Origin of the sequence: Halalkalicoccus sp. CG83 (genome assembly GCF_037081715.1) — an archaeon.
Lineage (GTDB): Archaea > Halobacteriota > Halobacteria > Halobacteriales > Halalkalicoccaceae > Halalkalicoccus > Halalkalicoccus ordinarius.
The window spans coordinates 538,098-562,876 of the sequence record NZ_JAZDDH010000001.1 but is presented as its reverse complement, the minus strand read 5'-3'; the positions used below and the strand labels follow the sequence as shown (position 1 = coordinate 562,876).

Sequence of the window (24,779 nt, the reverse complement as noted above, 5' to 3'; positions counted from 1 at the left end):
AAAGCCCGGTTGCGCTTCCGTGGAGCGGCGTACGGTCCTCAGTCGTCGGCGGGCGTGTCCCCCACGGTACCCCCGGGGACGGTGCCGTCGTCGTTCCAGCCGCGGACCTCGTAGTACTCGGAGATCGCCTCCTCGATGCCCTCGAGATCGTAGGGAAGCTCGTCGTCCGAACGGTCGAAACCGCGCCGGTTGTTGAAGTGGCGCTCGAGTTCGACGATCCGGGCGCCCACGTCGAGCAGTTCGTCGTAGTCGGCGCCGAACAGCGCCTCGTAGCGCTCGGGGTTCATCATTCCGCGCGAGAACCGACAGATCACGCCGCAGTCCTCGAGCGCGCGGGTGTTCTCCTGTTCGGCGACCGCGGGCGGCTTGCCCTCGAAGCCGTCCTGAGGGAACGCCTCGCTCTTGTCGACCAGCGGGTACTCCCAGGCGTAGAAGGTCGAGTACATGTGATCGCCCCCGCGGTTCGCGACGGCGTAGGCGAGCCCCTGGCCGTGGAGGGTTCGGCCCTCGTGGGCGGCGAAGTCGAGGTTCTTGGTCGTCCAGTTGGGCACGCCGAGCTCGTCGTGACAGCGCGCGATCCCCTCGGCGAGGGTGTCGCCGATCCCCTCGCGATGGGCGATCTTCTCGACGGTCTCGTGGATCAGTTCGACGTCGCCGAAGCGCTCCTCGCTCGCGAGGTACGCCGCGACGGTGTTGCCACAGGAGATCGTGTCCATCCCGAGCCGGTCGCAGAGCTCGTTCGACTGCATCACGTCGACGATGTCGTCGACCGCGCAGTTCGAGCCGAACGCCATCACCGTCTCGAACTCGGGGCCCTCGGTCTCGACGCCGCGCTCCTCGTCCTTCGTCGGGAGTTTGCAGGCGAACGCGCACGACGAGCAGGTGCCCTTCTTGAACTTCTTCGACTCGACCGCGTCGCCGTTGATCCCCTCGATCCCCTCGAACGACTGCTCCGAGAAGAAGCGGGTGGGCATCCCGTTCACCTCGTTGGCGAGGTCCGTGACGCTCGTCGTTCCCTGGCGCTTCATGATGTGGTCGCTCCGGCCGGCCTCGCCGTGGACCTCCATCTGGACGGGGTCGATCTCGATCTCGGGATGCGACTCGCCGTCGAACGTGATCGCCTTCAGGTTCTTCGCGCCCAGGACGGCGCCCAGCCCGCCGCGGCCGAACGCCCGGCTCTCGCTCGTCATGATCGAGGCGAACCTGACGAGGTTCTCGCCGGCGGGGCCGATCGCCGCGACGTGTTCGGCGCCCAGACCGTGCGAATCGCGGAGGTAGTCGGTCACCGCGGGAACCTCCGCTCCCTCGAGGTCGGGCACCGCCTCGAACTCGACACGAGGACCAGACTCCGTCTGGCTGCCCGACGAGTCGGACTCGTCGACCTCGTCGGTGACGTGGACCACGAGGAGCTCGTCGCTCTCGCCGCTGATCTCGACGGCGCTGTAGCCAGCGCCCGCGAAGTTACGCGAGATGAAGCCGCCGGCGTTCGAGGAGGCCAGCCCGCCGGTCAGCGGCGAGATGGCGGTCGCGTTCGTACGGCCGGTGAAGCTCATCCGGGAGAGCTGCATCGGGCCGGTCGCGAGATAGAGGCGGTTCTCCGGGCCGAGCGGGTCGGCGTCGAACGGCAGGCGGTCGTGTGCGAGCGCGGTCGCTACCCCGCGGCCGCCGATGAACGACTCGAGAACGTCGTCGATCTCCTCGGTCTCGACGGTGCGTTCGGTCAGGTCGATCGACAGGAGCGGGCCCTCGGCGTGGAGCATGCGTATCAATCACGACGTTCGCGGATAAAGGTGCTCGGGCTGTCCGACTCGATGCTCGAAGCCAGCGTTCGAGCTTCTCTTGCGACGGCGAACCCGCGAGGCTCGAGGCCGGTCCAGAGGAAGGAGAAATCCGAGCCGAAGTCGTAGACCGCCACGCTCCGCGACGACCACCGTGACGCTGAGGACGGTCGAGCAAGCGGCCGGGCGCACGGCCGGTCGACTGATCGGTGGGCCGTGACGATCGAACGCTCCGGAATCCGCGCACAACGTATAAACGGTCACTCCACGCCGTTCGAACCATGTCAGAGCCAGCCGATGGCGCCGCCGGTTCGTTCGGGACCGACCGAGCGGCACGTTCCCGCGACGACATCGAACGCGAACGGGGCGGAGAGCAGAGGGGTGGCGGACGATGAGCGACGGCTCGCCGGCCGCCGCGTTCCGTAATCGGGTGTCGGGATCGAACGTCGAGCTCGCGTACGCCGGCCTCAACACGTTCCTGAAGGGCGAGCCGAACGGGGTAGAGACGCTCGACGCGTTCGACGTGGGCGTGCTCGGCGCGCCCTACGACGGCGCGGTGAGCAACCGCCCCGGCGCGCGCTACGGCCCCGAGGCGATCCGCCGGGCCAGCGGCTGGTGGGCGTACCTCTCGGGCTACAAGGGCGGGCTGACGAACGTGAGCACGGGAGAGCAGGTCGATCTCTCCTCGTTCTCGATCGCCGACTGCGGGGACGTTCCGATATTTCCGATGGACCACGAGACGACCGCGGAGAGCGTCCGGGCGCACGTCGCGACGGTCGCCGAGCAGGCGTTTCCCGTGCTCCTCGGGGGCGACCACTACTGTACGTACCCCTCCTTCGAGGGGTTCGCTGAGGGAAGCGGCGCCGATTCAGTCGGATTAGTCCAGATCGACGCCCACACCGACACCGTTTCCGAAAGTGCCGTCTTCGGCGAGCATTTCCATGGCTCGAGCACCCACCACGCCGCCGAGTCCTCGTATACGGAGTACGAGTACGTCAGCCAGGTCGGGATCCGCGGCTACGAGAGTCCCGACTTCTTCGAGTTCGCCGACGAGGTGGGGTTGAACCTCTTCACGATGGACGAAGTACGAGAAACGGGGATCGAACGGGTCGTCGAGCGAGCGGTCTCGGCGGCCGCCGACGGAACGGACGCGGTGTACGTCACCTTCGACATCGACGGGGTCGACCCGTCCGTCGCCCCCGGTACCGGTACGCCGGTCCCCGGCGGCCTCTCCGCGCGCGAGGCGCTCGCCGCGATGCGCGTGCTCGGAAGCCACGACGCGGTAGGCGCGGTCGACCTGATGGAGGTCTCGCCGCCCTACGATTCCACGGAGGGCACACAACGGTTGGCGGCCTATCTGTTAGTGACGCTTCTCGAAGCGAAGTTCGCCTAACGGTTCCTTCACCGCTGTAAGACGGTCGTAGACGGGATACGAGTCGCACTCTGTCTTCTCGGAGAACGGATTCGTAGACGACGATTCGGCGGCTTTTGGAGTAGGCACCGTCTCAGGCGCCAGCTTTATCCAGAGCACTCCAGCCAGTGCGCGGCTGTTGTCCGTTACCGTGGGAGAACTTCCCGTCATATTGGGTAGATCGGGGGAACCCGCTCCGTGTCTCAGTCCTCGGAACTGGTCGACTGCATCTGCTCCTGGAAGTCCTGGACGCGTTCCTGGAGCTCTTCGGCCTGTCTGGCGGCCTGTTCCTGGCCTTCCTCCTGAATCCGTTCGACCTGTGTTTCGATCTGCTCGAGGGCCTCGACGGTCCGTTCCTCGGTCTGCTCGTGGGCGTCGATCAGAACGTCGAGCTGGTCGTCCAGCGAGTCGAGGTAGACCTCCGAGGCGTCCTCGGTTTCGTCGATGCTTTCCTCCATCGCAGCCATCGCCTCCTCTTGTTGGTCCTCTAGCCGGTCGAACTGTTCGTCGATCGTGTCCCGGATCTGGGCGACGGCGTCGTCGGAGCCGGGGAGCGTTGCGTCGACGGCGTCCAGATAGCTGTGTAGCGCCTTCCGACTCGTCTCGATACCCTGTAAGTAGAGCTCACTGGTCGCCTCCGTGCCGGAGACGACCGCGTCGGTGAACTGCAGTTGGAAGTCGATCATCTGCTCGAAGGCGTCGCGGCTCTGTTCGATGGCGGTACGCTGAAGCTCGAACACGTTCGTCAGTGGGCCGGAATTCTGGTCAGGCATGGGTTGTCTCGCTCGTGGTCGTTGACTGGTCGGCGGCCGTTCGCGTTGCTCTTCACCGACCGTCTACATCAATGTTATCATATGACACGGTATTACGTTGACAGTACCCTCCGGTGAGGGAAGTCGATCGGAGTGATGAGGAGTCAGTCGGGGGGAGGGGTGAAGCCAACTGACGGCCTCCCGGACCGCCTCGATCTGGCCGAGGAAGGTGACGTGGTCGCCGTACTGGGGCGTGTCGTCGGCGTCGGGAACCCGGTTCTCGCCGTCGCGTCCCACCAGCGCGAATCAGACACCGGTTCGGGAGGTCCTCGGCGAGAAGCGATCAGAGCACCGAGAAACGCCCGCCAGGCCGGTACGGGGCAACGGTCGTCCTCTCCGATACGACCGTCGAGGGCGCAGGACGGAAACGGGTCGTGCTCCGGAAGTCGCCCGTGGAGTTGTCGTGCCGTTCGGCAAGAACGCCGACGGTGAGTCACTGAACACACCTACTCTTTCTGATAGGTCGACTCGATCTCGTCGGCGAATCGATCGAGGATGTTGCGGCGTTTCTTCTTCATCGTCGGCGTGAGCATGCCGTTCTCCTCGGTGAACTCCTCGGAGACGAGACGGAACTGCTTGATCCGCTCGTGGGACCCGAAGCGCTCGTTGACCCGGTCGACCTCCTCCTCGATCCGCTCTCGGACCTGGTCATCCCGACGGAGGTCGCGGTCGTCCTCGGGCAGGTCGATCCCCTCGCTCGCGGCCCACTCGCGGAGACCCTCGACGTTGGGGACGATCAGCGCCGAGACGAACTTCCGACCGTCGCCCATCACCAGACACTGCTCGACGACGTCGCTCGCGGCGAACGCGTCCTCGAGCGGCCCGGGCGCGACGTTCTTGCCCGTCGAGAGGACGAGGATCTGCTTCGCACGTTCGTGGAAGGCGACGTAGTCGTCCGCCCGGAGCTCGACCACGTCACCGGTGCGAAACCACCTCTCGGACCCGTCCTCCGGCGCCCCGCTCGCATCGTTCGTGGGGACGTCCTCGGTGAACGCCGCTTCCGTGGCTTTCTCGTCGTTCCAGTAGCCCCGTGTGACGTTCGGTCCCCGAACCAGTAGCTCGCCCACCTCGCCGTCGGCCTCGCGGTGCTGGCGCTCGCCGACGACCGAGCCGTCGAGTGCGACCTCGCAGTCGACCACCGGCGGGCCGATCGTGCCGATCTCGGGCGCCTCGGGCGGGTTGACCGAGATCACCGGCGACGTTTCAGTGAGGCCGTAGCCCTCGAGGATCGGCAGCCCCATCCCGTGATACAGCGAGCAGAGTTCGGGCGAGAGGCTGCCGCCGCCGCTGATGAGAAAGTCGATCTCGCCGCCGAGCGCCTCCCTGACGTTCTCGAAGACCAGCCGGTCCGCGAGCCTCCGCCTCGCCCGGAGGCCGATTCCCGGCGAGGGCGTCTCGTGATACTCGCGTCCGACGTCGGTCGCCCACTCGAAGATTCGCCGTTTGACGTCCGACTCGGCGGCCTGCGAACGGATCGCGTCGTAGATCCTCTCGTAGACCCGCGGGACGCTCGTCCCCGTCGTCGGGCGAACGCTCTGGAAGTCGTCGCGGAGCGTGTCGGGACTCTCCGCGTAGGCGACGCTCGCCCCGCTCGCGAACATCAGGTAGTGGCCCGCGAGGCGCTCGAAGACGTGTGCCAGCGGCAGAAAGGAGACGGTACGGGTGTCGACGTCGATCGCGCCGCCCTCGCGGTCGGGTCGGGGGGCGAAGCGCCGGCGGACCTGGTTGACGTTCGAGCGGAGGTTACGGTGGGTGAGTTCGACGCCCTTCGGCCGGCCCGTCGTGCCCGAGGTGTAGATCAGCGTCGCCAGGTCGTCGGGTTCGGTCGCGTCGATCCAGCCCTCGTAGGCCTCGCGGTCGAACGCCTCGGCCCCGCGGTCGTAGAGGTCGCCGAGCGTCAGGACCTCGAGACCCTCGACCTCGGGCTCGTCGCACCCGGGCTCGCCCTCGATCCGGTCCATGACGACGACGAACTCGAGGTCGAGCACCTCCCCGTCATCGCTCCCGAGAGCCGAGAGCACCCGCTCGAGTCGCTGCTCGTCCTCGACGACGACGCCGGTCGCGCCGGGATCGGAGAGGAGGTACTCGACCTGTCGGGGTGAGGAACCGGCGTAGATCGTGGTGACGACCGCGCCCGCAGCCAACAGCGCGAAGTCGGCCTGGGCCCACTCCATGCGCGTGTTCGCGAAGATCGCGACCCGGTCGCCGCGCTCGACGCCGAGCGCGCGAAAGCCGGCCGCGAGGCTGCGAACGACGTCGGCCGTCTCGTCGTAGGTGAGCGTCGCGAACTCGTCGTCGGGCGCCTCGACGAGCGCCGCGTCGGCCAGCGACCGATCGTGGACGCCACCCTTGTAGCGCTGGGCGGTCCGATCCCCGTTTCGCGCGACGCCCTCCTCGAACATCCGCGCCAGCGTCGACTCCCCGATCACCTCGTCGGTGTACTCGCGCTCGGCCTGGCGCCAGTGCATGATCCCCACGTGTCCGCGATCGAATAAAAAGACTGCCGTCAATCCGACTCATCGACCGTGAGGGTCGCCGTACGGCCAGAGGGCGGCGTCATCACTCCTCGCGTTCGTCGAGGTAGGCGAGCACGCCGCGGACGTTCAGGCGCTCCTCTGCGCGGGCCTTACGCTCGCTCCAGACCTCCGCCATCTCGGTCTCGTCCTCGAAGTGCTCGATGACGGCCTCGTCGTCCTCGAGTTCGGCGCGCTTGGTCTCGACGGCGTCGACCCAGTCGGCGAGCACGTCCTTGTACTCGACGAGCAGGTCGTCGCTCGCGGTGACGGGACCGAAGTGGCCGAACAGGACCGTCTCGGGGTCGATCTCCCGGATCGCGTCGACGTCCTCGAGACACTGCTCCAGGTCGAAGTTCGACGGCGGCGAGGTCTGGCGAACCTCCTCGAGGTCGGGCACCCAGATGCCCGCGGCGTCGCCAGCGGTGAGGACGTCGGCGTCGGGGTCGTAGTAGACCACCTGATGGGGAGCGTGGCCGGGAGCGTGATGCACCTCGAGCGTCCGGTCGCCCAGGTCGATCGTGTCGCCGTCCTCGAGAGCGACGATCCGCTCCTCGTCGATCGGCCGAGGTTCGGCGTAGTACTCCCACTGGTCCTCGACGGCCCGTTTCGTGCCCTCGACGAGCCGGGAGGGATCGACGAGGTGGGGCGCGCCGATCCGGTGGACGTGGACGGCGGCGTTCGGACAGGCCTCGGCGAGGTAGCCCGCGCCGCCGGCGTGGTCGAGGTGGACGTGGGTGGGCGCGATGACCCCCACCTCCTCGGGATCGATGCCGATCCCCTCGAGCGCCTCGAGGACGAACTCGTAGTTCGTCCCGATCCCCGTATCGAGGATCGCGGGCCGCTCGGCGTCGAGGACGTAGACCGCGCCGTAGCGCTCGGTGTCGTACATCCCGGTGTCGAGGTAGTAGTAGTCGCCCTGGGCGGTGTCGACGGGGTACCAGTCACCGATTGCCATACGCGTAGGGCCACGCCGAGGGCTAAAAACGGTTCGTCATCCGGCGGCGGCTACTCGTAGGCCGGCGACTCGGCCTCGGCGATGTTTCCGAGCTTCTCGAGTTCGCGGCCGAACAGCGCGACGAAGTCGTCGAACGAGACGATGCCGACGACCTTCCCGTCGTCGTCGACGGCGGGGACCCGGCGAACCGCCGCCTCCTCCATCCGCGAGAGCACCTCGAAGATGCCGGCTTCGAGGTCCGCGGTGACGGGGTCCTCGGTCATGACGTCCTCGGCGGTGACCGACGTGGGGTCCTCGCCGCCGGCCAGCACCTCGACCGTCAGGTCGCGGTCGGTGACGATGCCGATCGGTTGGTCGTCCTCGGTGATGACGATGCTTCCGACGCCTTCCTCGGCCATGCGCGAGGCGAGATCAGCGGCCGTCGTATCGCGTTCGGCCGCCACGACCTCGCCGCGTGGGAACGTACGGATGTCGACCATACAGCGGACCGTCGATACGAACCCACATAACGTCGTACGCTTGCACGGTCCACGGGTGGTCCGCGAACGGCGTGTTCCGAAATCGGAGGCCGACACGGTTTTTTCCCCGCGGGGGAAACCCGCCGGCAGGAATGCTCGACCGGACGATTCTTCGCGAGGACCCCGACCGCGTTCGATGGGCGCTCGACGTCAAGGGCGTCGAGGACGTCGATCTCGACGAGGTGCTCGCCATCGACGAGGAGTGGCGCGAGCTCAAGGCGAAGGGCGACGAGCTCCGCCACGAGCGAAACCAGACCAGCCAGAAGATCGGCGAGCTCAAGCGCGAGGGCGACGACGAGGCCGCCGAGGAGGCGATCGAACGCTCGAGCGAGCTCAAGGCCGAACTCGAGCGCGTCGAGTCCCGTGCCGACGACCTCGAGTCGGAACTCGAGGAGCGACTGCTCGAACTCCCGAACGTTCCCCAGGAGGACGTCCCCGTCGGCGAGGACGAGTCCGACAACGTCGAGGTGCGCCGCGAGGGGTTCGACCGCGAGCACGACCTCCCCACAGAGCTCGTTCCCCACTACGAGCTGGGCGAGCGCCTCGAGATCATCGACGAGAAGCGTGCGACGAAGACCACCGGCAGCGGCTTCTACTTCCTGAAGGGCGACGGCGCTCGCCTCGAACACGCGCTGGTGCAGTTCATGCTCTCGGTGCATCGCGAACAGGGCTACCTCGACGTGCTCCCGCCCGTTCCGGTGAACAGCGACTCGATGACCGGCACCGGCCAGCTCCCGAAGTTCGCGGAGGACGCCTACCAGGTCGAGGGCGAGGACCTCTGGCTCTGTCCGACCGCGGAGGTCTCGGTGACGAACATGTACCGCGACGAGATCCTTCTACGGGAGGACCTCCCGCTCAAACACCAGGCGTTCTCGCCGAACTTCCGGCGCGAAGCGGGCGAGCACGGCACCCAAACGAGGGGGATCGTCCGGGTCCACCAGTTCAACAAGGTCGAACTCGTCAACTTCGTCGAGCCCGACGAGAGCGACGAGCGACTCGACGAACTCGTCGACGAGGCCGCGGAGGTGCTCGAACGGCTCGGTCTTCCCTACCGGGTGCTGGAGATGTGTACCGGCGACATGGGCTTCACACAGGCGCGGAAGTACGACCTCGAGGTGTGGGCGCCCGCCGACGACATGGACGACGGCCCCGAGGAGGGCGGCCGGTGGCTCGAGGTCTCCTCGGCGTCGAACTTCGAGGAGTTCCAGGCACGGCGGGCGGGGCTTCGCTACCGACCCGAGCACCACGAGTCCGCGGAGTACCTCCACACGCTCAACGCCTCGGGGCTCGCGCTCCCGCGGGTGATGGTGGCGATCCTCGAGTATTACCAGAACGACGACGGCACCGTCACCGTTCCGGAGCCGTTGCGTCCGTACATGGACGGCCAGGAGCGCATCGAGGGTCACGACCCCGTCGGCGAGAGCGCGATGGGCGCCGGCGAGCGCGACTGATCGACCGCCGGGGTGAGGCGCGCTTGGGGCAACGACAGAGCCGACGCGATACCCCACGTATTTGGCACCGCGAGCGAAACCGGTCGTCCCGATGGAGGCGAGAACTCGCTGGACGGTCGCGATCTTCGCCTTCGTTGCGCTCGACGCCGCCAGCCTCCAGATCCGGGGAGCGCTCCTCCCCCGATTCGAGACGGCGTTCTCGGTGTCGCCGGGGCTGCTCGGACTCGTCGCCCCAGCGGGCACGGCCGGATTCTTCCTCACGGTCCTCGTCGTCGGGCTCGCCGCCGGCCGGATCCAGGTGCATAGAACGCTTCTCGTCGGCGTCGTCGGGGCGGGGGGGCTGCTCCTGGTCATGAGCGCCGCGCCGGTCTACCCGCTGTTTCTGGGCGCGCTGGTGCTCCACGGGGTCTCACTCGGCGGGGTCCGCGCGCTCGATCGCGCGCTGTTGAGCCACCTCTACCCCGATCGCCGGGGCCGGATGTTCACCCTTCACGGGCTGGCCTGGGCGATCGGCGCGGTCTCGGGCCCGGCGTTCGCGGCGCTCGTGATCAGCGTCGCCGACTGGCGAGCGGTCTTCGTGCTGCTCGGGCTCGGGTTCCTGCCGGTGGCGCTCTCGATGCGGGGGCTCTCGCTGCCCGAACGCATGGAGGAGGAACGCCCGATCTCGTTGGAGGGGGCCGCCGGCCTGGCTCGGGACCCCGTCGTTCTCGGGATGGCCGGCGCGTTGCTGCTGATCGGCGGGATCGAGGGCGCGATCTTCACCTGGCTCCCCTACTACGCCGACACGTCGTTGCCGGCGGCGCTCGCGCCGCTCGCGCTGTCGGCGTACCTGCTCGCGTACGTCCCCGGCCGGGTGATCTACACCGTACTGGCCGAACGGGTCGGCTACGCGTCCCTCTCGCTGGCGCTCGCGGTCCCCGCGATCCCGGCGATGTACGTCGCGCTGGTCGCGACCGAGGGGTACGCGATGCTCGTGGCGGTGTTCGGCCTCGGGCTCTGCATGTCGGGGCAGTTCCCCCTGCTCTCGGCGGTCGGCGCCGAGGCCGCGAGCGAGTACAGCGGCCCGGTCAACGCGATCTCCACGAGCGCGACCTACGTGGGCATGGCGGCCGTGCCGACGGCGATGGGCGTGATCACGGGGCGATACGGGATCGGGACCGCGATGCTCGTCCCGGTCGCCCTCATCGTGGGGGCGGCCCTCACCATCGGGGCGATGTGGCGCGCGCGTTGAGCGCCCTTCCGGTGGTTCCCATCGCACGCGAACGGCGGGCGTGTCGTCCCGATCCCCTCGTGGGCCCGTGGCCGTCGGGGCTGCCGACGTCGGCCGACGTTCCGGGCACCCGGCCGTCCCGAGCCTCGTCCGGTCACGGTCGACCGTGGCGACGGGAAGACCCATTACGTCCCGTTCCGAGGGTGAAGGAATGAACCGCAGAGACCTCCTCTCGGCGGTTTGTGCGGCGACCGCGACGGGCTCGGCCGGCTGTCTCTCGTCGCTTGGACGCGGGGACTACGAGGAGATCCGGCTCGGGCTCGTCACCGTCTCGAACCGGAGCGATCGTGATCAGACCGTGGACCTACTGCTTCGCCGCGACGGGGAGACGGTGAGCTGGACCCGACACGACCTCCGTGCGCGAGACGGGGACGTGATCCCCGGCGATCGGATCGGCTGTCTGCTCGATGAGCCGGCCGGAGCGTACGCGGTGCTCGCCCGGCTCGAGCGAACCGGCGAGGCGTTCGACCTCCCGCTCGTGTCGAACGGCCACGAGACGCGGGACGCGTTCCTCGTCGTCACGGAGGCGGAGACGGTCGAGCCGTTCGGCCCGGCGGGACCGGCCGACGAGGAACGCTGTCGGAACGCGCCGGTCCTGGACGCACTCGACCCCTGAGGGGCGTCCGGCACGGTCGTCCCGGAGAGGGCTCGGGAGGCGCGTCTCCGAATAGTTGGCCTCCTCCTCCTGGACCCGTCGACTACCGCGTGTAGGTGTGGATCGAGACGATCGCCCCGTCCGCGAACCCGTGGACGTCGAGAAAGCCGAACAGCGCCTCGCCGTCGGCGTCGAGCAGCCGACCCTGAGCCGCGACCCCGTCGCCCTCGATCGCCCGGTAGAGCGAGCACAGCTCGTGGGTGGTGTCGGTCATCGGACGCTCCTCGCGCATGAACCGGACGAAACGCTCGCGGCCCTCGAGCGTCCGGTCCGGCCGGTAGTGGGTGAAGTCGGATGCGAGCAGCGCGGCGAGGTCGTCGTACGCGTGGGAGTCGAGCGCGCGGTAGTACGCGCGGGCCGCATCGACGCCGTTCATGCCGGATCCAGGGACGGTCGGGCCAAGAGGGTATCGTCACGCTCCCGCGGAACGCGCCGGCGGGGGGCTTTTGTCCGGCGGGACCCTCTCGACGAGCGGTGCAGCTTCACGTCCGTTACGAGGGCGACGACGACCCCGAGAAGTGTACGGCGAGAAAGCTCGCGCGCTTCGATCTCGCGGAACTCCATCGAAGCGATCGGGCGACGCCCTACGGAATCGTGCTCAACCCTCACGCCGAGCGGGCGCTCTCGCCGGCCGATCGCGAGGAGACCGACCGACTCGTGGCGCTCGACTGCTCGTGGGAGACGGCGGAGGAGTCGCTGTTCTCGATGGCCGGGAAGCATCGCGCGTTGCCCTTCCTCGTCGCCGCCAACCCGATCAACTACGGCCGACCGTTCGAGCTCACGACGGTCGAGGCGCTCGCCGCCGGACTGATCGTCCTCGGCGAGCGCGCGCTCGCCGAGGAGATCCTCTCGAAGTTCCGCTGGGGCCACACCTTCCTCGAACTCAACGACGAGCCGCTCCGGCGCTACGCCGCCTGCGAGGACTCGACGGAGGTCGTCGAGGTGCAGGGGGAGTACCTCGATCGCGGCGAGTCTGACTGACGTCCGGCGTCGTTCTCGGACCCGGTGACGACGCCCTTCGAAACCGGACGAGTGGATGGCGGTGTTACTTATCGGCCGTCGCGAATAGGGCTAGTAATGGTCTCGAGGGCCGAGGCATACGGCTGGGGGATCACCTTTCTGGTGCTGATCGTCCTCGCCGTACCGTGGTTTCTCTGGGGGGTCGATTCGGTCGTCGCCGGGCTCCCCGTCTGGCTGTGGTGGCACGTCGGCTGGATGGCGCTCGCCTCGCTCTGTTTCTGGCTGTTCACCCGGCAGGCGTGGGGACTGGCTATCGAGGGGATCGGCGAATGACCGCGAGCGGACTCACGCTCCAGCTGGGGATCGTCGTCGGCTACCTCGTCCTCGCGTTGCTGATCGGCGTCGCCGCCTACCGCCTGACGGATCGAACCGCCGAGGACTACTACCTCGCGAGCCGCACCTTCGGGACGGTCGTGTTGCTCTTTACCACGTTCGCGACGCTGCTCTCGGCGTTCACCTTCTTCGCCGGTCCCAACACCGCCTACCGGGAGGGCCCGGAGTGGATCCTCGTCATGGGCGTCATGGACGGGGTGCTGTTCGCCGTGCTCTGGTATCTCGTCGGCTACAAGCAGTGGCTGATCGGGCGCGAGCGCGGCTACCTCACGCTGGGCGAGATGCTCGGCGACCGCTTCGGCTCGCCCGGGTTGCGCGGGCTCGTCGCCGCGATCAGCCTCTTCTGGCTCTTTCCCTACGTGATGCTCCAGCAGATGGGCGCGGGCACCGCGCTCGCCGCTCTGACCGACGGCGCGGTCCCCTACTGGGCGGGCGCAGGCCTGATCACGCTGTTCATGATCCTCTACGTCGTCCTCGCGGGGATGCGCGGCGTCGCCTGGACGGACACGCTCCAGGGGGCGTTCATGCTCGGGATGGTCTGGCTCGCGACGGCCTGGATCCTGCTGGCCGTCGGCGGCCCTGCGGCGGCCACGCGCGAACTCGCCGCGACGCAGCCGGGGTTCCTCGCGCTGGGCGGCGACTACTACACACCCGCGTTCGTCATCACGCAGGCGGTGAGCATCGCCTTCGGCGTCGCGATGTTCCCCCAGGTGAACCAGCGCTTCTTCGTCGCGCGCTCGAAGACCGTTCTGAAGCGGACGTTCGCGCTCTGGCCGGTACTGGTGCTCGCGCTGTTCGTTCCCGCGTTCATGCTCGGCGCGTGGGCACGCGGGCTCGGAATCGAGGCCGCGGAGGGCGCGAACGTCCTTCCCCTCCTGCTCGCGGAGTACACTCCGGCGTGGTTCGCCGCGCTCGTGATCGCCGGCGCGGTGGCGGCGATGATGTCCTCCTCGGACTCGATGCTGCTCTCGGGATCCGCGTACTTCACCCGCGATCTCTACCGGCCGTTCGTCGACCCCGAGGCGAGCGAGCGCCGCGAGGACCTCCTCGGGCGGGTCGGAGTGGTGGTCTTCGCCGTCCTCGCCTTTTTCGCCAGTCTCGGGCGCCCCGGCACGCTGCTGGAGGTCGGCGCGACCGCGTTCGGCGGGTTCGCCCAGCTCGCGCTGCCGGTGATCGTCGCGCTCTACTGGACGGGGACCACCCGTGCGGGGATCACCGCGGGTATCGCCACGAGCCAGGCGTTCTACCTCGCGAGCGTCTTCCTGTCCGCGCTGCCGATGGCCTACGGCGGCTGGGGCGCGTCGCTCGTCGGAATGGCGCTCGGGCTCGTCCTCACGGTGGGCGTCTCGCGGTTCACCGCCCCCGCCGGCGGAGAGGAGACCGCCGTCTGTTTCGATCTCCCCGGCGCCGAGAGAGGGTGAGAAGCGTTAAATGCGCCGCTACGCAACCGGGAGTATGGCATCGTTCGATACCGCGGAACGGCGGACGCTCCACAAGCAGATCTGCATGAAGTGCAACGCGCGAAACCCACAGAAGGCGGACCGCTGTCGTAAGTGCGGCTACGGGAAGCTCCGTCCGAAGGCCAAGGAACGCCGCAGCGTCTGATCGAACGACCGAACGGCGGGATCGGCGGTCGTGACGGTGCTTCTCAGCTCTCGATTCTCGTCACTGGAATCCGAGCCGCGACTATAGGTAGCCGCCGTCCCACTCCTGGGGCTTGTTCAGGTTCCCGCAGGTGCCACACTCGACGCGTTCCATGCTGTCGACCGCCTCGACCAGCGACTCGCAGTTGCCACAGTAGAAGCTGTATTGCTCCTCGTAGTCCTCGTCGGTGTAGGCGACGAAGAAGGGGCCCGACTCGCCGGCGAGCTCCTCGTCGCGGTCGACGTACACCGTCTCACCGTCCTCCGTGGTGACCGTCTCCTGGGCCGGACTGTCGGTCTCGTCCTCGCCCTCGTCCTCCGCCTCCGCCTCGGTCTCCGCGTGCACTTCGACGACGTGCTCCTCGCCGCCGATCTCGATGCGGTCCTGGCGGGCCTCCTCGAAGCCGAACTTCTCGAAGAAGCCCTCGCCCTCGGCGTTATCGCTGAGATCGCGCGCCACGACGGTCTCAGCACCCCCCTCGTGGAGCCGATCGACCGCGGCCTCGAACAGTCCGGTCCCCGCGCCCATCCCTCGGAACTCGGGGGCGACGTGGAGCCACGTGATCGTCGCCGTATCGCCGTCGCGTTCGGCCTCGAGGAACCCGGCGACGTGCCCCTCGTCCTCGGCGACGAGCAACATCGCCTCCTCGGAATCGACCAGCTGCGAGATCCTGTCCTCGTTGAAACGCTCCTCGAGGATCAGCTCGATCGTGTCCGGACTGACAGCGTAGGACGCCGCCATCGAGCGGTCCGCGATGTCTCGGATCTCCTCGCCGTCGTCGGCACTGGCCTCGTTGATCTCCATACGAGAGGGTTCGAGGGCGAGCCCGATAAGTCCACCCGCAATCGATCGGCGCCGCCGGTCCGACGTCGATCGAACTCCCGTTGAACGGACGACACGACACCGCTCAAAGGAGTCAACAGAATTATGTGTGTTAACCGTGTCCGGTAATCTGACACCAGAGAGACAGTATGAGGAGAACTCGACGATGATCGCAGTCACGGAGTACATCGCACTCGAATCGAACGGAATCGTCCGCCCCGACGGCGACGCCGAACGGTTTCCCGACGCGCTCCTCCGGCAGACGGCGTTCGATCGTGCCGTCGCGCTACCGTCGGGGCGGGCGGCGCTGTGGTACGCCCTCCGGGACGCGGGGCTCGAGCAGGCCGACGAGGTCCTGATTCCGTCGTTCACGGATCTATCGGTCAAACGAGCGGTGGGAATGGTGGCCCGACCCGTCCCCGTCGACGTCGAACCCGACAGCTACAACCTGGACCTAGAGGACGCCCGCGGCCGGGTGACCGACCGGACGGCGGCGATCGTCCCCACCCACCTGTGGGGGGAACCCATCGACATGCGGGCGGTCGCGGCGTTCGCCGCCGAGCACGACCTACTGGTCGTCGAGGACGCGGCCCACGCGCTCGGGACGACCTACACGAGCGAGCAGGTCGGACGGTTCAGCGACTACTGTCTGTTCAGCTTCCGGTTCACGAAGGAGGTAACGAGTTACAAGGGCGGGCTGTTGTTGCTGCCGGCGGGCTCGACGGCCCCACGCAAACGGGTGTGTGATCGGCTCTCCCCGGCGAAGCTGGGCGGCGTCCTGGCGCTGAGCCGCGTCCTCGATTCGATCCCCGGGCAGCTGTATCACCCCCTTCGGAACCGGCTGCTCGATCCGTACTTCCGGACCAGCGCGGGCCGGGTGACCGACGTCACCCCCCAGTCGTTCTCCGAACGCGAACGGTCGCTGCTCGCGGGACAGTACGAGCGCCTCGCAGACCGGGTAGCGGCCCGTCGACGTCACGCCTCGCGCTACGACGAGGGGCTGGTCGAGGGGCTCGAGCGGCCGCCGTCGGTTCCGGGACACGGCTACTTCCGCTACAGCCTGCGCGTCCCGGCGTCGCGGCGCGATCCGCTCTACCGTGCGCTCCAGCGGCGTGGAATCGGCTGTTCGAAGTCCTACTCCTACACGGTCTCCGCGCCGGGGGAGTGTCCGGTGGCGGATCGGACCGCGGATCGCGTGCTCAACCTGCCCGTCCACGCTGGACTGGACGACGGGACGGTCGATCGGATCGTCGACGTCGTGAACGCGACGTGGGACGAGCTTCGGTGACCTACTCGGGGTACTTCGGTTCGCGCCGTTCGGCGCGGTCGAGGGCAGTCTCGATCACGTCGCGGACGTCACCGTGGAACTCGTCGCCGTGGCCGGGGTACATGTGCTCGACGCCGTCGGGGAGTCGCTCGAGAATCGTCGCGATGCTCTCGATCAGCCGCTCGCGCGACTGGCCGGGCATGTCCGTTCGGCCGAAGCTGCCGTAGTCGAACGCCCCGTCGTCGTGGACGACGACGTCGCCGCTGTAGATCGTCGTCTCGCCGACGAACGCGAGGTGATCGGCGGCGTGACCGGGCGAGTAGACCGCCTCGAACTCCTCGTCGCCGATCGCCAGCACGTCGCCGTCCGAAAGCGCGTGCGTCCGCCGGGGGTGTTCGGCGTAGGCGTAGAGATCGGCGTCGAACGCGTCGAGGACGCCGTCTAGCTCCTCGACGTGATCGCCGTGCTGGTGGGTGAGGACGACCCGATCGAGCTCCTCCGTGTGCTCCGCGACCCGCTCCTCGATACCCGGCATCGCCCCGGCGTCGACGAGCGTGGTAGTCTCGCCGGTGGCGAGAAAGACGTTACAGGTGAACGTCTCGGCGTCGGACGTGAGGCCGTGGACCGTCATGGCCCACCTCTGGGTGTCCTCCGTCATCAAGACTTCGACACCGGCCGTGGACTTTTAGTGTCTGTCCCGTCTATAATGATTCGTATGGGCTTTGGGAGCTACGACGAATCCGAACAGGAGAATCAGGACTACGACACCGACTTCGAGGACGAGGACGGCGTCGAGACTAACGAGAACACCCACGACGGTGCGATGACGTTCGAGAACGGGGCCTCGAACGACGAGTTGCTCTCCAAGCTCGAAGAGATCAAAGAAGAGGAGGAGTAGGCGGCCCGACGAACGGATGAAGCCCGGGGCCCGGGCGCTCGGGATCGCCGAGTCCTACCGGAACGACGACGGCGGATCAGCGAGCACGCTCGCGGGCGCGGTCGTCCGAGCCGATCGCGCACTCGACGGGCTGGCGTTCGGCTCCTGCACCGTCGGCGGGCGCGACGCGACCGACGCCGTCTGTGAGCTGTTCTCCGCACTCGATCGCGAGGACGTCCGCTACGTACTAGTGGCGGGTATCGCGCCCGCCTGGTACAACCTCCTCGACCTCCATCGGATCCACGAACACGTCTCACGCCCGGTCTGTTCGGTGAGCTTCGAGGCGAGCGCCGGGCTGGAGGACGCGCTCCGCCGCGAGTTCTCGGGCGAGGCGCTCGAGCGCCGACTGGCGACCTACGAGCGCCAGCCCACGCGACGCCGAACGGAGGTGAACGGCCACGACCTCTACTGGCGCGCGCTCGGGTTGGACGGCCCAGGGGCCCGCGAACTGCTCTCGGCGTTCACGCCGGAGGGGGGCCGACCCGAGCCGCTCCGGGTGGCGCGGATCGCCGCCCGGGCCGCGGATGCCCACCGATAGGCCAAGGGAATTTCTACCCCGTGATCGAAGGGGACGTATGGAGGACCAGGAGAACATGGACGGCCCCGTCGTGACGGAGTGTACGCGCTGTCCCGAGCTCGTGGAGGGGCGGACGCGGATCGTCAACGGGACCGGCCCGGAGGACGCGGAGCTACTGATCGTCGGCGAGGGCCCCGGCGAATCCGAGGACCGCGAGGGCGAGCCGTTCGTCGGCCGGAGCGGCGCCGAACTCGACGAGAAGCTGCGCGATCACGGCATCGACCGCGAGGCGGTCCGGATCACCAACTGTGTGCGCTGTCGCCCGCCCGGGAACCGCGACCCCACGAAGGAGGAACTCGAGAACTGCCGAGGCTATCTCGAGCGCGAGATCGAACTCGTCGATCCCGAACTGATAATGACCGTCGGCAAGGTGCCAAGCGAACATCTCCTCGGGCGCGACGTGGCCGTCACGAAGGAGGCCGGCACCGTCGAGGACTGTCGCCTCGGCGGGGCGAGTCGGCGGGTGTTGATCTCGGTCCACCCCGCGGCGATGCTCTATGACCGCAGCCAGGAGGAGACGTTCGACGCGACCGTCGAGCAGGTCGCCTCGCTGATCGGCGCGGGCGACGGCGAGAGCGGCCAGTCGCGGCTGGGTTCGTTCTAGCGCCCCGTCGTCCGCGACGTGGGGATCGGATCCGCCACGTGCGGGGAACGGCGGCCGCGGGATCGCGTACGGATCCGTCGTGATCGGGCCGCCGGTCCCCCAGAGGAGCTATGCCGGGAGGAGGACCACGTGCGACGGAGGCGAAATGGGAGGCGGCAGATGAACGAGGGAGGTCGAAACCTGACTATCGGAGTGCTCGTCGGTTCGGCGGTCGGCATCGCAGCAGCGTCGGCGTTCGGCCCGGACGGATGGATCCTGGGCGGCGGGACGGCGGGTGTGGTCGTCGGAAGGGCGAGTCCGGACCTCGCGGCGGCGCTGTTTCACGGCGCTGGCGCCGGGGGGATCACCGGAGTCGTCTTCGCCGTCGTGTTCGGACTCGGGACGGGCGTTCGACTCGCGCTCGCGGCGGGCGACCCCGCGCTGTTGGCGTGGGGCCTCAACCCGTTTCTGGCGGTGATCCTCGTCTACGGGGTCGGCTGCGCCGTCTTCGCGTCGGTTCTCGGAGGGTTCGTCTACGGTCTCCGAGCCGGTTCGATCCGCTGAACGGGCCGGGGATCCGCCGACGACCGCGGCGAGTGCGTGGCTCGCCGGACGCTCGCCGGACGAAGGCGAGAAGCGGCCTCGAACGGAGCGGAGGCCGCTCCGACCACCTCGACGTCGGTTCAGACGGTTCGGGAGGACGACCGGGACGAGCGTGAACGGCGAGTTCGCTCCGGACCGGCGTGAAGAGAACTCACCAGCGAAACGAACTTCCCCGCTGGCCGTCTCCGTGAACGTATGAGCATGAACACCCGGGCGGCGGACGCTCCATCGACGCTCGCCGACGTCGTCGTCGTCGACTACGGGCTGGGGAACCTCCGCAGCGCAACGCGGGGGCTCGAGCGCGCCGGCGCCGCGGTGGAGATCACGGAGGATCCGGACGACTTCCCCGAGGCCGACGGGATCGTCCTCCCCGGCGTGGGGGCGTTCCGCGAGGGCATCGAGAACGCCGGTCCGTATCGCGAGCCGCTGCTGGAGGCCGCCGAACGCGGCCAGCCCGTCTTCGGCATCTGCCTCGGCATGCAGATGCTGCTGACCGAGAGCGAGGAGGCCGAACACGCCGGCGAGGGCGACGTGACCGGACTGGACCTCATCCCCGGTCGGAACGTCCGCTTCTCCCAGGGGCAGAAGGTCCCCCACATGGGCTGGAACGAGCTCTCGGTCGAGCGCGACCACCCGCTCGTGGAGGGGATCGACGGCGAGTACGCCTACTTCGTCCACTCCTACTACGCCGAACCGGAGGACGACGAGAGCGTGGTGGCCACGGCCGACTACGAGGTGGAGTTCCCCGCGATCGTCGCGGACGAGTCGGGAACGGTCTTCGGCACGCAGTTCCACCCCGAGAAGTCGGGCGAAACGGGCCTCCAGATCCTGCGCAACTTCGTCGGGATCTGCGCCGAGCGGTAACCGGCCCGGTCGCGGGGTTGCCGTTCGTCGCGTTGGTCCTCGCTTCGGTCGCGCCGGGGCATCGTTGCTTGCTCCCTGGCTCACCGACGATCCGTCGCTCCCACGACGTTTCTTCTTCGGTCCCGACTCGAGGGAGCGATGAGCAGGACGTTCACCCGGGTCGTCGCGGTCGCGAACGCACCCGTCCTCGGCTACGGAGGGTGGTCCGTGGAAACGAGCGCCCGATCGGGCCGACATCGGGTGAATCGTCCCCGCTCGGCTACCGATCACCCTTCGTCCGCTCGCCGCGGATCTCGACCGGATCTCCCACCTCGATCCATCCGGACTCCGAAACCCGCGTGTTCACCATCAACCGGAACGGGTGATCGAACCGATCGCTCTCGGTCCACTCGGGAAGCGTCTCGCGGCGCCTCGCTATGAACCGCTCACGGAAATCGGCGAGTTCCTCGCCCGTGTCGGGATCGCGCGCGGGGACGATACAGCGCTGACAGGGACTCACCCCCGAGAGCCGGACGTCGCCGACCGAGAACTCGACGACCCGGCCGCGATCCGAGAACAGCCGGTCCTCCCAGAAGGCGGGCACGCCCCCGATCTCGAGGTTCGCACGGAAGCGCCGCCGGACGTTCTCGGGTGCGAGGTCGAACCAGGACGCCACCTCCTCGATCGTCGCGGTGCTGATCACCGTCGGCCCGGAAAGGGTAGTGCGGTCCGGCATGCCGATCTCATCGCGGACCACCTCGACGGGGTAGCCGAAGTACCCGGAGAGCCAGCCCTCGAGTCCCTCGCGGTCCTCCTCGAGCGCGAACTCGCGCGAGGCGTCGCTCCCGTGCTCGGAGAGCGCAACCCGTTCGGGTCCGTCGTACGCCGCACGCAGTCGGTGGACCGCGGCGGTGCGCTTTCCGTTCACGTACTCGCCCTCGCCGTCGACGATCGCGTAGCGCCGGTCGCCCTCGAGCGGGCCGGCGGTGGTGATCCTCGAGCGTTCGGGTTCGTGGGCGTCCAGCGACTTGACCGGGAACAGTGCGATCCGTGCGAGCCGCGGGTTCATATCGGGGGCAGGGGACGCGGACGCTTCACCCTTACCGAGTTCGGCGCTGATTTGGGTCCGGCGATCGATGCGCGGGTATGGAACCGCGTCGCTTCCTCGGTTCGAGGGCGTCGCCGTATTCGTGTCCGTGTCCGCGTGGGCGACTACGTCGCAGTCGACGGACCGCTCTGTCCTGGCCGTTCTGACGTTGGCGCCGGAGCTCTCGATGCGGAGGGATCTCACTGGCCCCCACGTCGGGAGCCCGACGTACAACGTCGTCCACACCTACGTGCTCCCGCTCGCCCTTGGTTCCGCGGGACTCCGGGCCGGGAGTCGGCTCCCCCTGCTCGTCGTCCTCATCTGGATCGGCCACATGGGGGCCGACCGGGCGTTCGGCTACGGGCTCAAATTCGGGTCTGGGTTTTAGGGACGCCCACCTGTCGACCCAGCCCACTCCGACGTCGTTTCTCGGCGAGTCCGAGTGATGTGCGCCAGTTGGCCGGACTTGGGAATCGGTGGCCGGCGCGAGGGCGGGCGGCACACGTGCCGCCCGCGCGAGCGGGGCGGGGAAGGGCTGGTCTCGGAGCAGCCGCTCGATCGAGCGGCTGCGGTGCGGTCCTGGTGGGCATGAAAAGGGCGAGGCGCGATCGCCAGGGAGCGCCGAGGGCTTTCAGAGGAAGTTACGGACCTCGGAGTACCACATGTCGTGGTCGTCGACCCGACCCGTCGCGTCGGCGATCGTCGCCGCGAGCACGTGCCAGCAGCGCTGGGTGGGGTCCTCGGAGTCGAGGTTGTACTCGCTGTCCTTGCAGGTACAACCCCGCCCCTCGACGATGTACTCGTCCTCGTGACCGACGACGACGACGAAGTCGCGATAGCGCTTCACCCGCCCCTCGGTGACCGCGTCGATCGCGCGCACCCCCCGGTCGTCGTGGACGTCGATGAGCCGCTCGGCTATCGGGCCGGTGATCGCGCCGGCCTCCTCTAAGGCGTCCTCCCACGGCTCGACCGAATCCGTCACGCTCGGAGTTGGAACGGAGGGGGCTAAACCGGTTCGGTTCGATTCGACGCGGGTGTGCCGGCCGCCGTCCGTGCCGTGGGACCCGTCTCGATCCGGAGCGAGCGCGCCTCGTTCGCGGTCGTTCCGAGGGCGGTCGGGAGAGGGGATCGCGCCGCTTTTGCTCGCCGGCAGGCGAGAGGTCGTATGCGCGTCCGTGAGGGAGGCGTCGAGATCGAGGCCCCCGACGACGAGGTGTTCTTCAACCCCGACCAGGAGCTCAACCGCGACCTCACCGTTGCGGTCCTGCGCGCCTACCGCGAGCGCGAGCCGCGCGCCGAGAGCTACCTCGACGCGATGGCCGCGACCGGGATCCGGGGGGTGCGCGCCGCAAGCGACGGCTGGGAGGCGACGCTCTGTGACTGGGACGACGACGCCGTCGCGCGCTGCCGGGAGAACCTCGCGCGAAACGAGCTCGCGGCCGACGTCGAGAACCGAAACGTCAACGCGCTGCTCCACGACCGGGGCGTCTTCGACGTCGTAGACCTCGATCCCTACGGCACGCCGATCCCCTACGCCGACGCCGCGTTCGCCAACGTGCGAAATCTCGTTTGCGTGACCGCGACCGACACCGCCCCGCTCTGTGGCGCCCACTTCGAGAGCGGCGTCAGGAAGTACAGCGCCGTCCCACAGAACACGGACTACCACCCCGAGATGGGACTTCGGATCCTGCTGTCGGCGCTCGCTCGAACCGCGACACGTTACGACGTCGGGATCGTCCCGGTGTTTAGCCACGCGACGCGCCACTACGTCCGGACGTACCTCGACCTCGAACACAGCGCGACGGACGGCAACGAGGCGATCGAGAGGCTGGGGTATCTGGATCACTGCGAGGACTGCCTCCACCGCGAGGCCACGCGGGGTTTGATCGCCGACCCCTGGAAAGCGTGTCCGAACTGCGGGAGCGAGCGCGTCCTGACGGCGGGTCCGGTCTGGCTCGGGTCGGTCCGCGATCGCGAGTTCGCCGCACGGGTCGGCGAGCACGTCGACGAGGAGATGGGGACCGCCAAGCGAGCGTGTCGACTGGCGAACGCGCTCGAGGGTGAACTCGACGAACCGACCCACTACGACCACCATCGCCTCTGTAAGGAGTGGGGCCGGCCCGCGGAGTCGATGGACGAGTTCCTCGGGACGCTCCACGAGGCCGGCTTCGAGGCCTCTCGTGCTCACTATCACGGGACGGCGTTCAAGACGCCGGCGACCGTCGAGGAGATGCGTGAGGCGATCGAATGACTTGCAGGTGACACCCGTGGGTATATGTGGCTGCCGGCCGCAGTGCGGGTGTGAGTCGAGTCGGGAGCGGTGTCGCCATCGGACGGAGGGTCGTCGAAGAGGCGCAGGAAGACGAGATCACCTTCCTGGCGGCGAGCATCGCCTACTACGCGTTCATCTCGCTGATCCCGCTGTTGCTCTTCCTGTTTCTCGTCGTCTCGATCTTCGGTGGCCAGGAGCTCGCGAACCAGGTCGTCGATCAGTCGAGCACGTACCTCGCGCCGGCCGGACAGGAGGCGATCAGGGGTGCGATCACCGGCGAGGAGGGGCGAGCCGGAGCGACGGTCGCGGGGTTCGTCGTCCTGCTCTGGAGCGCACTAAAGCTCTTTCGCGGGCTCGACATCGCGTTCTCGATCGTCTACGGCTCGGGACTCGAGAAGTCGATCCTGGGGCAGTTTGTGAACGCGCTGTTGGTGTTCGGCGCGATCCTGATCGCGGTGCTCGGGATGCTCGCGCTCGGAACGCTCACCGTCCTCATTCCGGATCTCCCCTTCATCTCGCTGACCCCGCTTCTCGTGCTCATCGCGCTCTCGGTCGTCTTCCTGCCCGTTCACTACGTCCTGCCCGACGTCGACGGGCTGACGGTCCGCCAGGCGCTCCCCGGCGCCGTTCTCACGGGAGCCGGCTGGTCGATCCTGCAGTCCCTGTTCGGCATCTACGCCTCGAACGCCGGCCAGTACGACGCCTACGGCGTCGTCGGCGCGATCCTCCTGTTGCTCACCTGGCTCTACATCGGCGGCATCGTCATCATCCTCGGCGCAGTGCTCAACTACGTACTCATGGTTCGTGACAACGACGCACCCGACGGCGAAGTAGAGGCCTCAGAACGCACGCCACTGGAGTCCGACGACGCGGCGAGTGCGGTGACGTCCGATGCGACGGACGAGACGGACCGCGGGATCGGCAAGGGCGAGGAGACGACCGACTCGCCGCGGGGGTCGAGCCCCGATATCGGCGGAGAGAGCGGGGAGGCGACCGACTCGACCCGCACGGCCCACGACGAGGCCGGGACGGGCAAGCGCGGACCCGCGCCCGACGTCGTCGGCCTCCAGGACGAACTCCGCTCGCTCCGGACGGACCTCGACGACTTCCAGTCCGACGTCGAGGACAGAACGATGAACAGGGAGGAGGTCGAGTCGGACCTCAAGAGCTACGTCAGAAAGCGCATGCGCCGTGGCCACGCGCGTGGCTGGGGACCGTATCTCGTGTTGCTGTACGGCACCGCAATGACCCTCGGCGCCTTCTACTTCCTCGCCGGCGGCTGGGCGATCGCCGCGATGCTCGTGCTCTGGCTCTCGACGCTCGGCCTCTACGTGCTGATGGTGATGGTCGGGGCCGGCTTCGGAGTCCTCGGCGTCCCCGGACGGGTCCGCGACGCCATCCTCACCTGGCGCGGCGAGTGATCGG

General features: G+C 68.2%; 29 protein-coding genes. 17 read left to right on the top strand and 12 right to left on the bottom strand.

Features of this window, described 5'->3' with window-relative positions; translation table 11 throughout:
* Positions 1-38: 38 nt before the first annotated feature.
* Together V0Z78_RS02905 and V0Z78_RS02900 are read right to left on the bottom strand one after the other, a co-directional pair.
* Positions 39-1,760, bottom strand: coding sequence for an aldehyde ferredoxin oxidoreductase family protein (locus V0Z78_RS02905; RefSeq protein ID WP_336343121.1), 1,722 nt, complete (start codon positions 1,758-1,760; stop codon positions 39-41).
* 5 nt (positions 1,761-1,765) lie between these two features.
* Positions 1,766-1,915 (bottom strand): hypothetical protein, encoded by a 150-nt coding sequence (locus V0Z78_RS02900; RefSeq protein WP_336343120.1) that lies wholly within the window; start codon positions 1,913-1,915, stop codon positions 1,766-1,768.
* 254 nt (positions 1,916-2,169) lie between these two features.
* Between V0Z78_RS02900 and V0Z78_RS02895 the strand changes: the two genes are divergently transcribed.
* Positions 2,170-3,171, top strand: coding sequence for an agmatinase family protein (locus tag V0Z78_RS02895; RefSeq protein ID WP_336343119.1), 1,002 nt, complete (start codon positions 2,170-2,172; stop codon positions 3,169-3,171).
* Positions 3,172-3,392: 221 nt separating this feature from the next.
* On the opposite strand, the gene V0Z78_RS02890 is transcribed toward V0Z78_RS02895, so the two are convergent.
* From V0Z78_RS02890 to V0Z78_RS02870, 5 genes are all read right to left on the bottom strand, one after another.
* A complete protein-coding gene (locus V0Z78_RS02890; RefSeq protein ID WP_336343118.1) occupies positions 3,393-3,962 on the bottom strand; it encodes a hypothetical protein in 570 nt (189 codons plus the stop codon).
* 63 nt (positions 3,963-4,025) lie between these two features.
* Positions 4,026-4,238, bottom strand: a complete 213-nt coding sequence (locus tag V0Z78_RS02885; protein ID WP_336343117.1) for a hypothetical protein — start codon at positions 4,236-4,238, stop codon at positions 4,026-4,028.
* Positions 4,239-4,447: 209 nt separating this feature from the next.
* Positions 4,448-6,469: an AMP-dependent synthetase/ligase gene (locus tag V0Z78_RS02880; RefSeq protein ID WP_336343116.1), complete on the bottom strand. Its 2,022-nt coding sequence runs from the start codon at positions 6,467-6,469 to the stop codon at positions 4,448-4,450.
* Between the two features lie 91 nt (positions 6,470-6,560).
* Complete coding sequence (locus V0Z78_RS02875; RefSeq protein WP_336343115.1) at positions 6,561-7,472, bottom strand: MBL fold metallo-hydrolase; 912 nt, start codon at positions 7,470-7,472, stop codon at positions 6,561-6,563.
* 50 nt (positions 7,473-7,522) lie between these two features.
* Positions 7,523-7,951, bottom strand: a complete 429-nt coding sequence (locus tag V0Z78_RS02870; protein ID WP_336343114.1) for a CBS domain-containing protein — start codon at positions 7,949-7,951, stop codon at positions 7,523-7,525.
* Between the two features lie 131 nt (positions 7,952-8,082).
* On the opposite strand from V0Z78_RS02870, the gene serS reads away from it, so the two are divergent.
* From serS to V0Z78_RS02855, 3 genes are all read left to right on the top strand, one after another.
* Complete coding sequence (gene serS / locus V0Z78_RS02865) at positions 8,083-9,441, top strand: serine--tRNA ligase (protein WP_336343113.1); 1,359 nt, start codon at positions 8,083-8,085, stop codon at positions 9,439-9,441.
* Between the two features lie 91 nt (positions 9,442-9,532).
* Positions 9,533-10,672, top strand: coding sequence for an MFS transporter (locus tag V0Z78_RS02860; protein ID WP_336343112.1), 1,140 nt, complete (start codon positions 9,533-9,535; stop codon positions 10,670-10,672).
* 190 nt (positions 10,673-10,862) lie between these two features.
* Positions 10,863-11,327, top strand: coding sequence for a hypothetical protein (locus V0Z78_RS02855; protein WP_336343111.1), 465 nt, complete (start codon positions 10,863-10,865; stop codon positions 11,325-11,327).
* An 82-nt stretch (positions 11,328-11,409) separates the two neighbouring features.
* On the opposite strand, the gene V0Z78_RS02850 is transcribed toward V0Z78_RS02855, so the two are convergent.
* A complete protein-coding gene (locus V0Z78_RS02850) occupies positions 11,410-11,742 on the bottom strand; it encodes a nuclear transport factor 2 family protein (protein WP_336343110.1) in 333 nt (110 codons plus the stop codon).
* A 98-nt stretch (positions 11,743-11,840) separates the two neighbouring features.
* On the opposite strand from V0Z78_RS02850, the gene V0Z78_RS02845 reads away from it, so the two are divergent.
* From V0Z78_RS02845 to V0Z78_RS02830, 4 genes are all read left to right on the top strand, one after another.
* On the top strand, positions 11,841-12,347 hold the full coding sequence (locus V0Z78_RS02845; protein ID WP_336343109.1) for a DUF367 family protein: 507 nt from the start codon (positions 11,841-11,843) through the stop codon (positions 12,345-12,347).
* Between the two features lie 96 nt (positions 12,348-12,443).
* On the top strand, positions 12,444-12,659 hold the full coding sequence (locus V0Z78_RS02840; protein WP_336343108.1) for a DUF3311 domain-containing protein: 216 nt from the start codon (positions 12,444-12,446) through the stop codon (positions 12,657-12,659).
* Complete coding sequence (locus tag V0Z78_RS02835; RefSeq protein ID WP_336343107.1) at positions 12,656-14,140, top strand: sodium:solute symporter family protein; 1,485 nt, start codon at positions 12,656-12,658, stop codon at positions 14,138-14,140. The genes V0Z78_RS02840 and V0Z78_RS02835 overlap by 4 nt, the downstream gene beginning before the upstream one ends.
* A gap of 34 nt (positions 14,141-14,174) precedes the next feature.
* Positions 14,175-14,324, top strand: a complete 150-nt coding sequence (locus tag V0Z78_RS02830) for a 50S ribosomal protein L40e (RefSeq protein ID WP_336343106.1) — start codon at positions 14,175-14,177, stop codon at positions 14,322-14,324.
* 81 nt (positions 14,325-14,405) lie between these two features.
* Here V0Z78_RS02830 and V0Z78_RS02825 read toward each other — a convergent pair whose 3' ends face one another.
* Positions 14,406-15,167, bottom strand: a complete 762-nt coding sequence (locus tag V0Z78_RS02825; RefSeq protein ID WP_336343105.1) for a GNAT family N-acetyltransferase — start codon at positions 15,165-15,167, stop codon at positions 14,406-14,408.
* Positions 15,168-15,351: 184 nt separating this feature from the next.
* Here V0Z78_RS02825 and V0Z78_RS02820 point away from each other — a divergent pair, with 184 nt between their 5' ends.
* Positions 15,352-16,473: a DegT/DnrJ/EryC1/StrS family aminotransferase gene (locus tag V0Z78_RS02820; protein ID WP_336343104.1), complete on the top strand. Its 1,122-nt coding sequence runs from the start codon at positions 15,352-15,354 to the stop codon at positions 16,471-16,473.
* Between the two features lies 1 nt (position 16,474).
* Here the strand turns inward: V0Z78_RS02820 and V0Z78_RS02815 are convergent, their stop codons facing one another.
* Positions 16,475-17,083, bottom strand: coding sequence for an MBL fold metallo-hydrolase (locus V0Z78_RS02815; RefSeq protein WP_336343103.1), 609 nt, complete (start codon positions 17,081-17,083; stop codon positions 16,475-16,477).
* A gap of 84 nt (positions 17,084-17,167) precedes the next feature.
* Here V0Z78_RS02815 and V0Z78_RS02810 point away from each other — a divergent pair, with 84 nt between their 5' ends.
* The 5 genes from V0Z78_RS02810 (at position 17,168) to hisH (ending at position 20,016) form a co-directional block, all read left to right on the top strand.
* Positions 17,168-17,350: a DUF5786 family protein gene (locus V0Z78_RS02810; RefSeq protein ID WP_336343102.1), complete on the top strand. Its 183-nt coding sequence runs from the start codon at positions 17,168-17,170 to the stop codon at positions 17,348-17,350.
* Positions 17,351-17,366: 16 nt separating this feature from the next.
* Entirely contained in the window at positions 17,367-17,927 is a 561-nt protein-coding gene (locus V0Z78_RS02805) for an endonuclease dU (protein ID WP_336343101.1), read from the top strand.
* Positions 17,928-17,964: 37 nt separating this feature from the next.
* The gene (locus V0Z78_RS02800) at positions 17,965-18,570 is read left to right on the top strand and encodes a uracil-DNA glycosylase (protein WP_336343100.1); all 606 of its coding nucleotides are present in this window, start codon (positions 17,965-17,967) and stop codon (positions 18,568-18,570) included.
* Between the two features lie 159 nt (positions 18,571-18,729).
* Positions 18,730-19,113 (top strand): hypothetical protein, encoded by a 384-nt coding sequence (locus tag V0Z78_RS02795; RefSeq protein ID WP_336343099.1) that lies wholly within the window; start codon positions 18,730-18,732, stop codon positions 19,111-19,113.
* A 234-nt stretch (positions 19,114-19,347) separates the two neighbouring features.
* Positions 19,348-20,016: an imidazole glycerol phosphate synthase subunit HisH gene (hisH, locus tag V0Z78_RS02790; RefSeq protein WP_336343098.1), complete on the top strand. Its 669-nt coding sequence runs from the start codon at positions 19,348-19,350 to the stop codon at positions 20,014-20,016.
* Between the two features lie 259 nt (positions 20,017-20,275).
* Here hisH and V0Z78_RS02785 read toward each other — a convergent pair whose 3' ends face one another.
* A complete protein-coding gene (locus tag V0Z78_RS02785; RefSeq protein ID WP_336343097.1) occupies positions 20,276-21,064 on the bottom strand; it encodes an MOSC domain-containing protein in 789 nt (262 codons plus the stop codon).
* A 67-nt stretch (positions 21,065-21,131) separates the two neighbouring features.
* Here V0Z78_RS02785 and V0Z78_RS02780 point away from each other — a divergent pair, with 67 nt between their 5' ends.
* Positions 21,132-21,470 (top strand): DUF4260 family protein, encoded by a 339-nt coding sequence (locus V0Z78_RS02780; RefSeq protein WP_336343096.1) that lies wholly within the window; start codon positions 21,132-21,134, stop codon positions 21,468-21,470.
* A 243-nt stretch (positions 21,471-21,713) separates the two neighbouring features.
* Here V0Z78_RS02780 and V0Z78_RS02775 read toward each other — a convergent pair whose 3' ends face one another.
* The gene (locus tag V0Z78_RS02775) at positions 21,714-22,064 is read right to left on the bottom strand and encodes a hypothetical protein (protein WP_336343095.1); all 351 of its coding nucleotides are present in this window, start codon (positions 22,062-22,064) and stop codon (positions 21,714-21,716) included.
* Positions 22,065-22,247: 183 nt separating this feature from the next.
* Between V0Z78_RS02775 and V0Z78_RS02770 the strand changes: the two genes are divergently transcribed.
* Positions 22,248-23,333 carry a tRNA (guanine(26)-N(2))-dimethyltransferase gene (locus V0Z78_RS02770; RefSeq protein WP_336343094.1) on the top strand — a complete coding sequence of 362 codons (1,086 nt, stop codon included), beginning with the start codon at positions 22,248-22,250 and terminating at the stop codon, positions 23,331-23,333.
* Between the two features lie 50 nt (positions 23,334-23,383).
* Positions 23,384-24,775 (top strand): YihY/virulence factor BrkB family protein, encoded by a 1,392-nt coding sequence (locus tag V0Z78_RS02765; RefSeq protein ID WP_336343093.1) that lies wholly within the window; start codon positions 23,384-23,386, stop codon positions 24,773-24,775.
* Positions 24,776-24,779 lie beyond the last annotated feature (4 nt).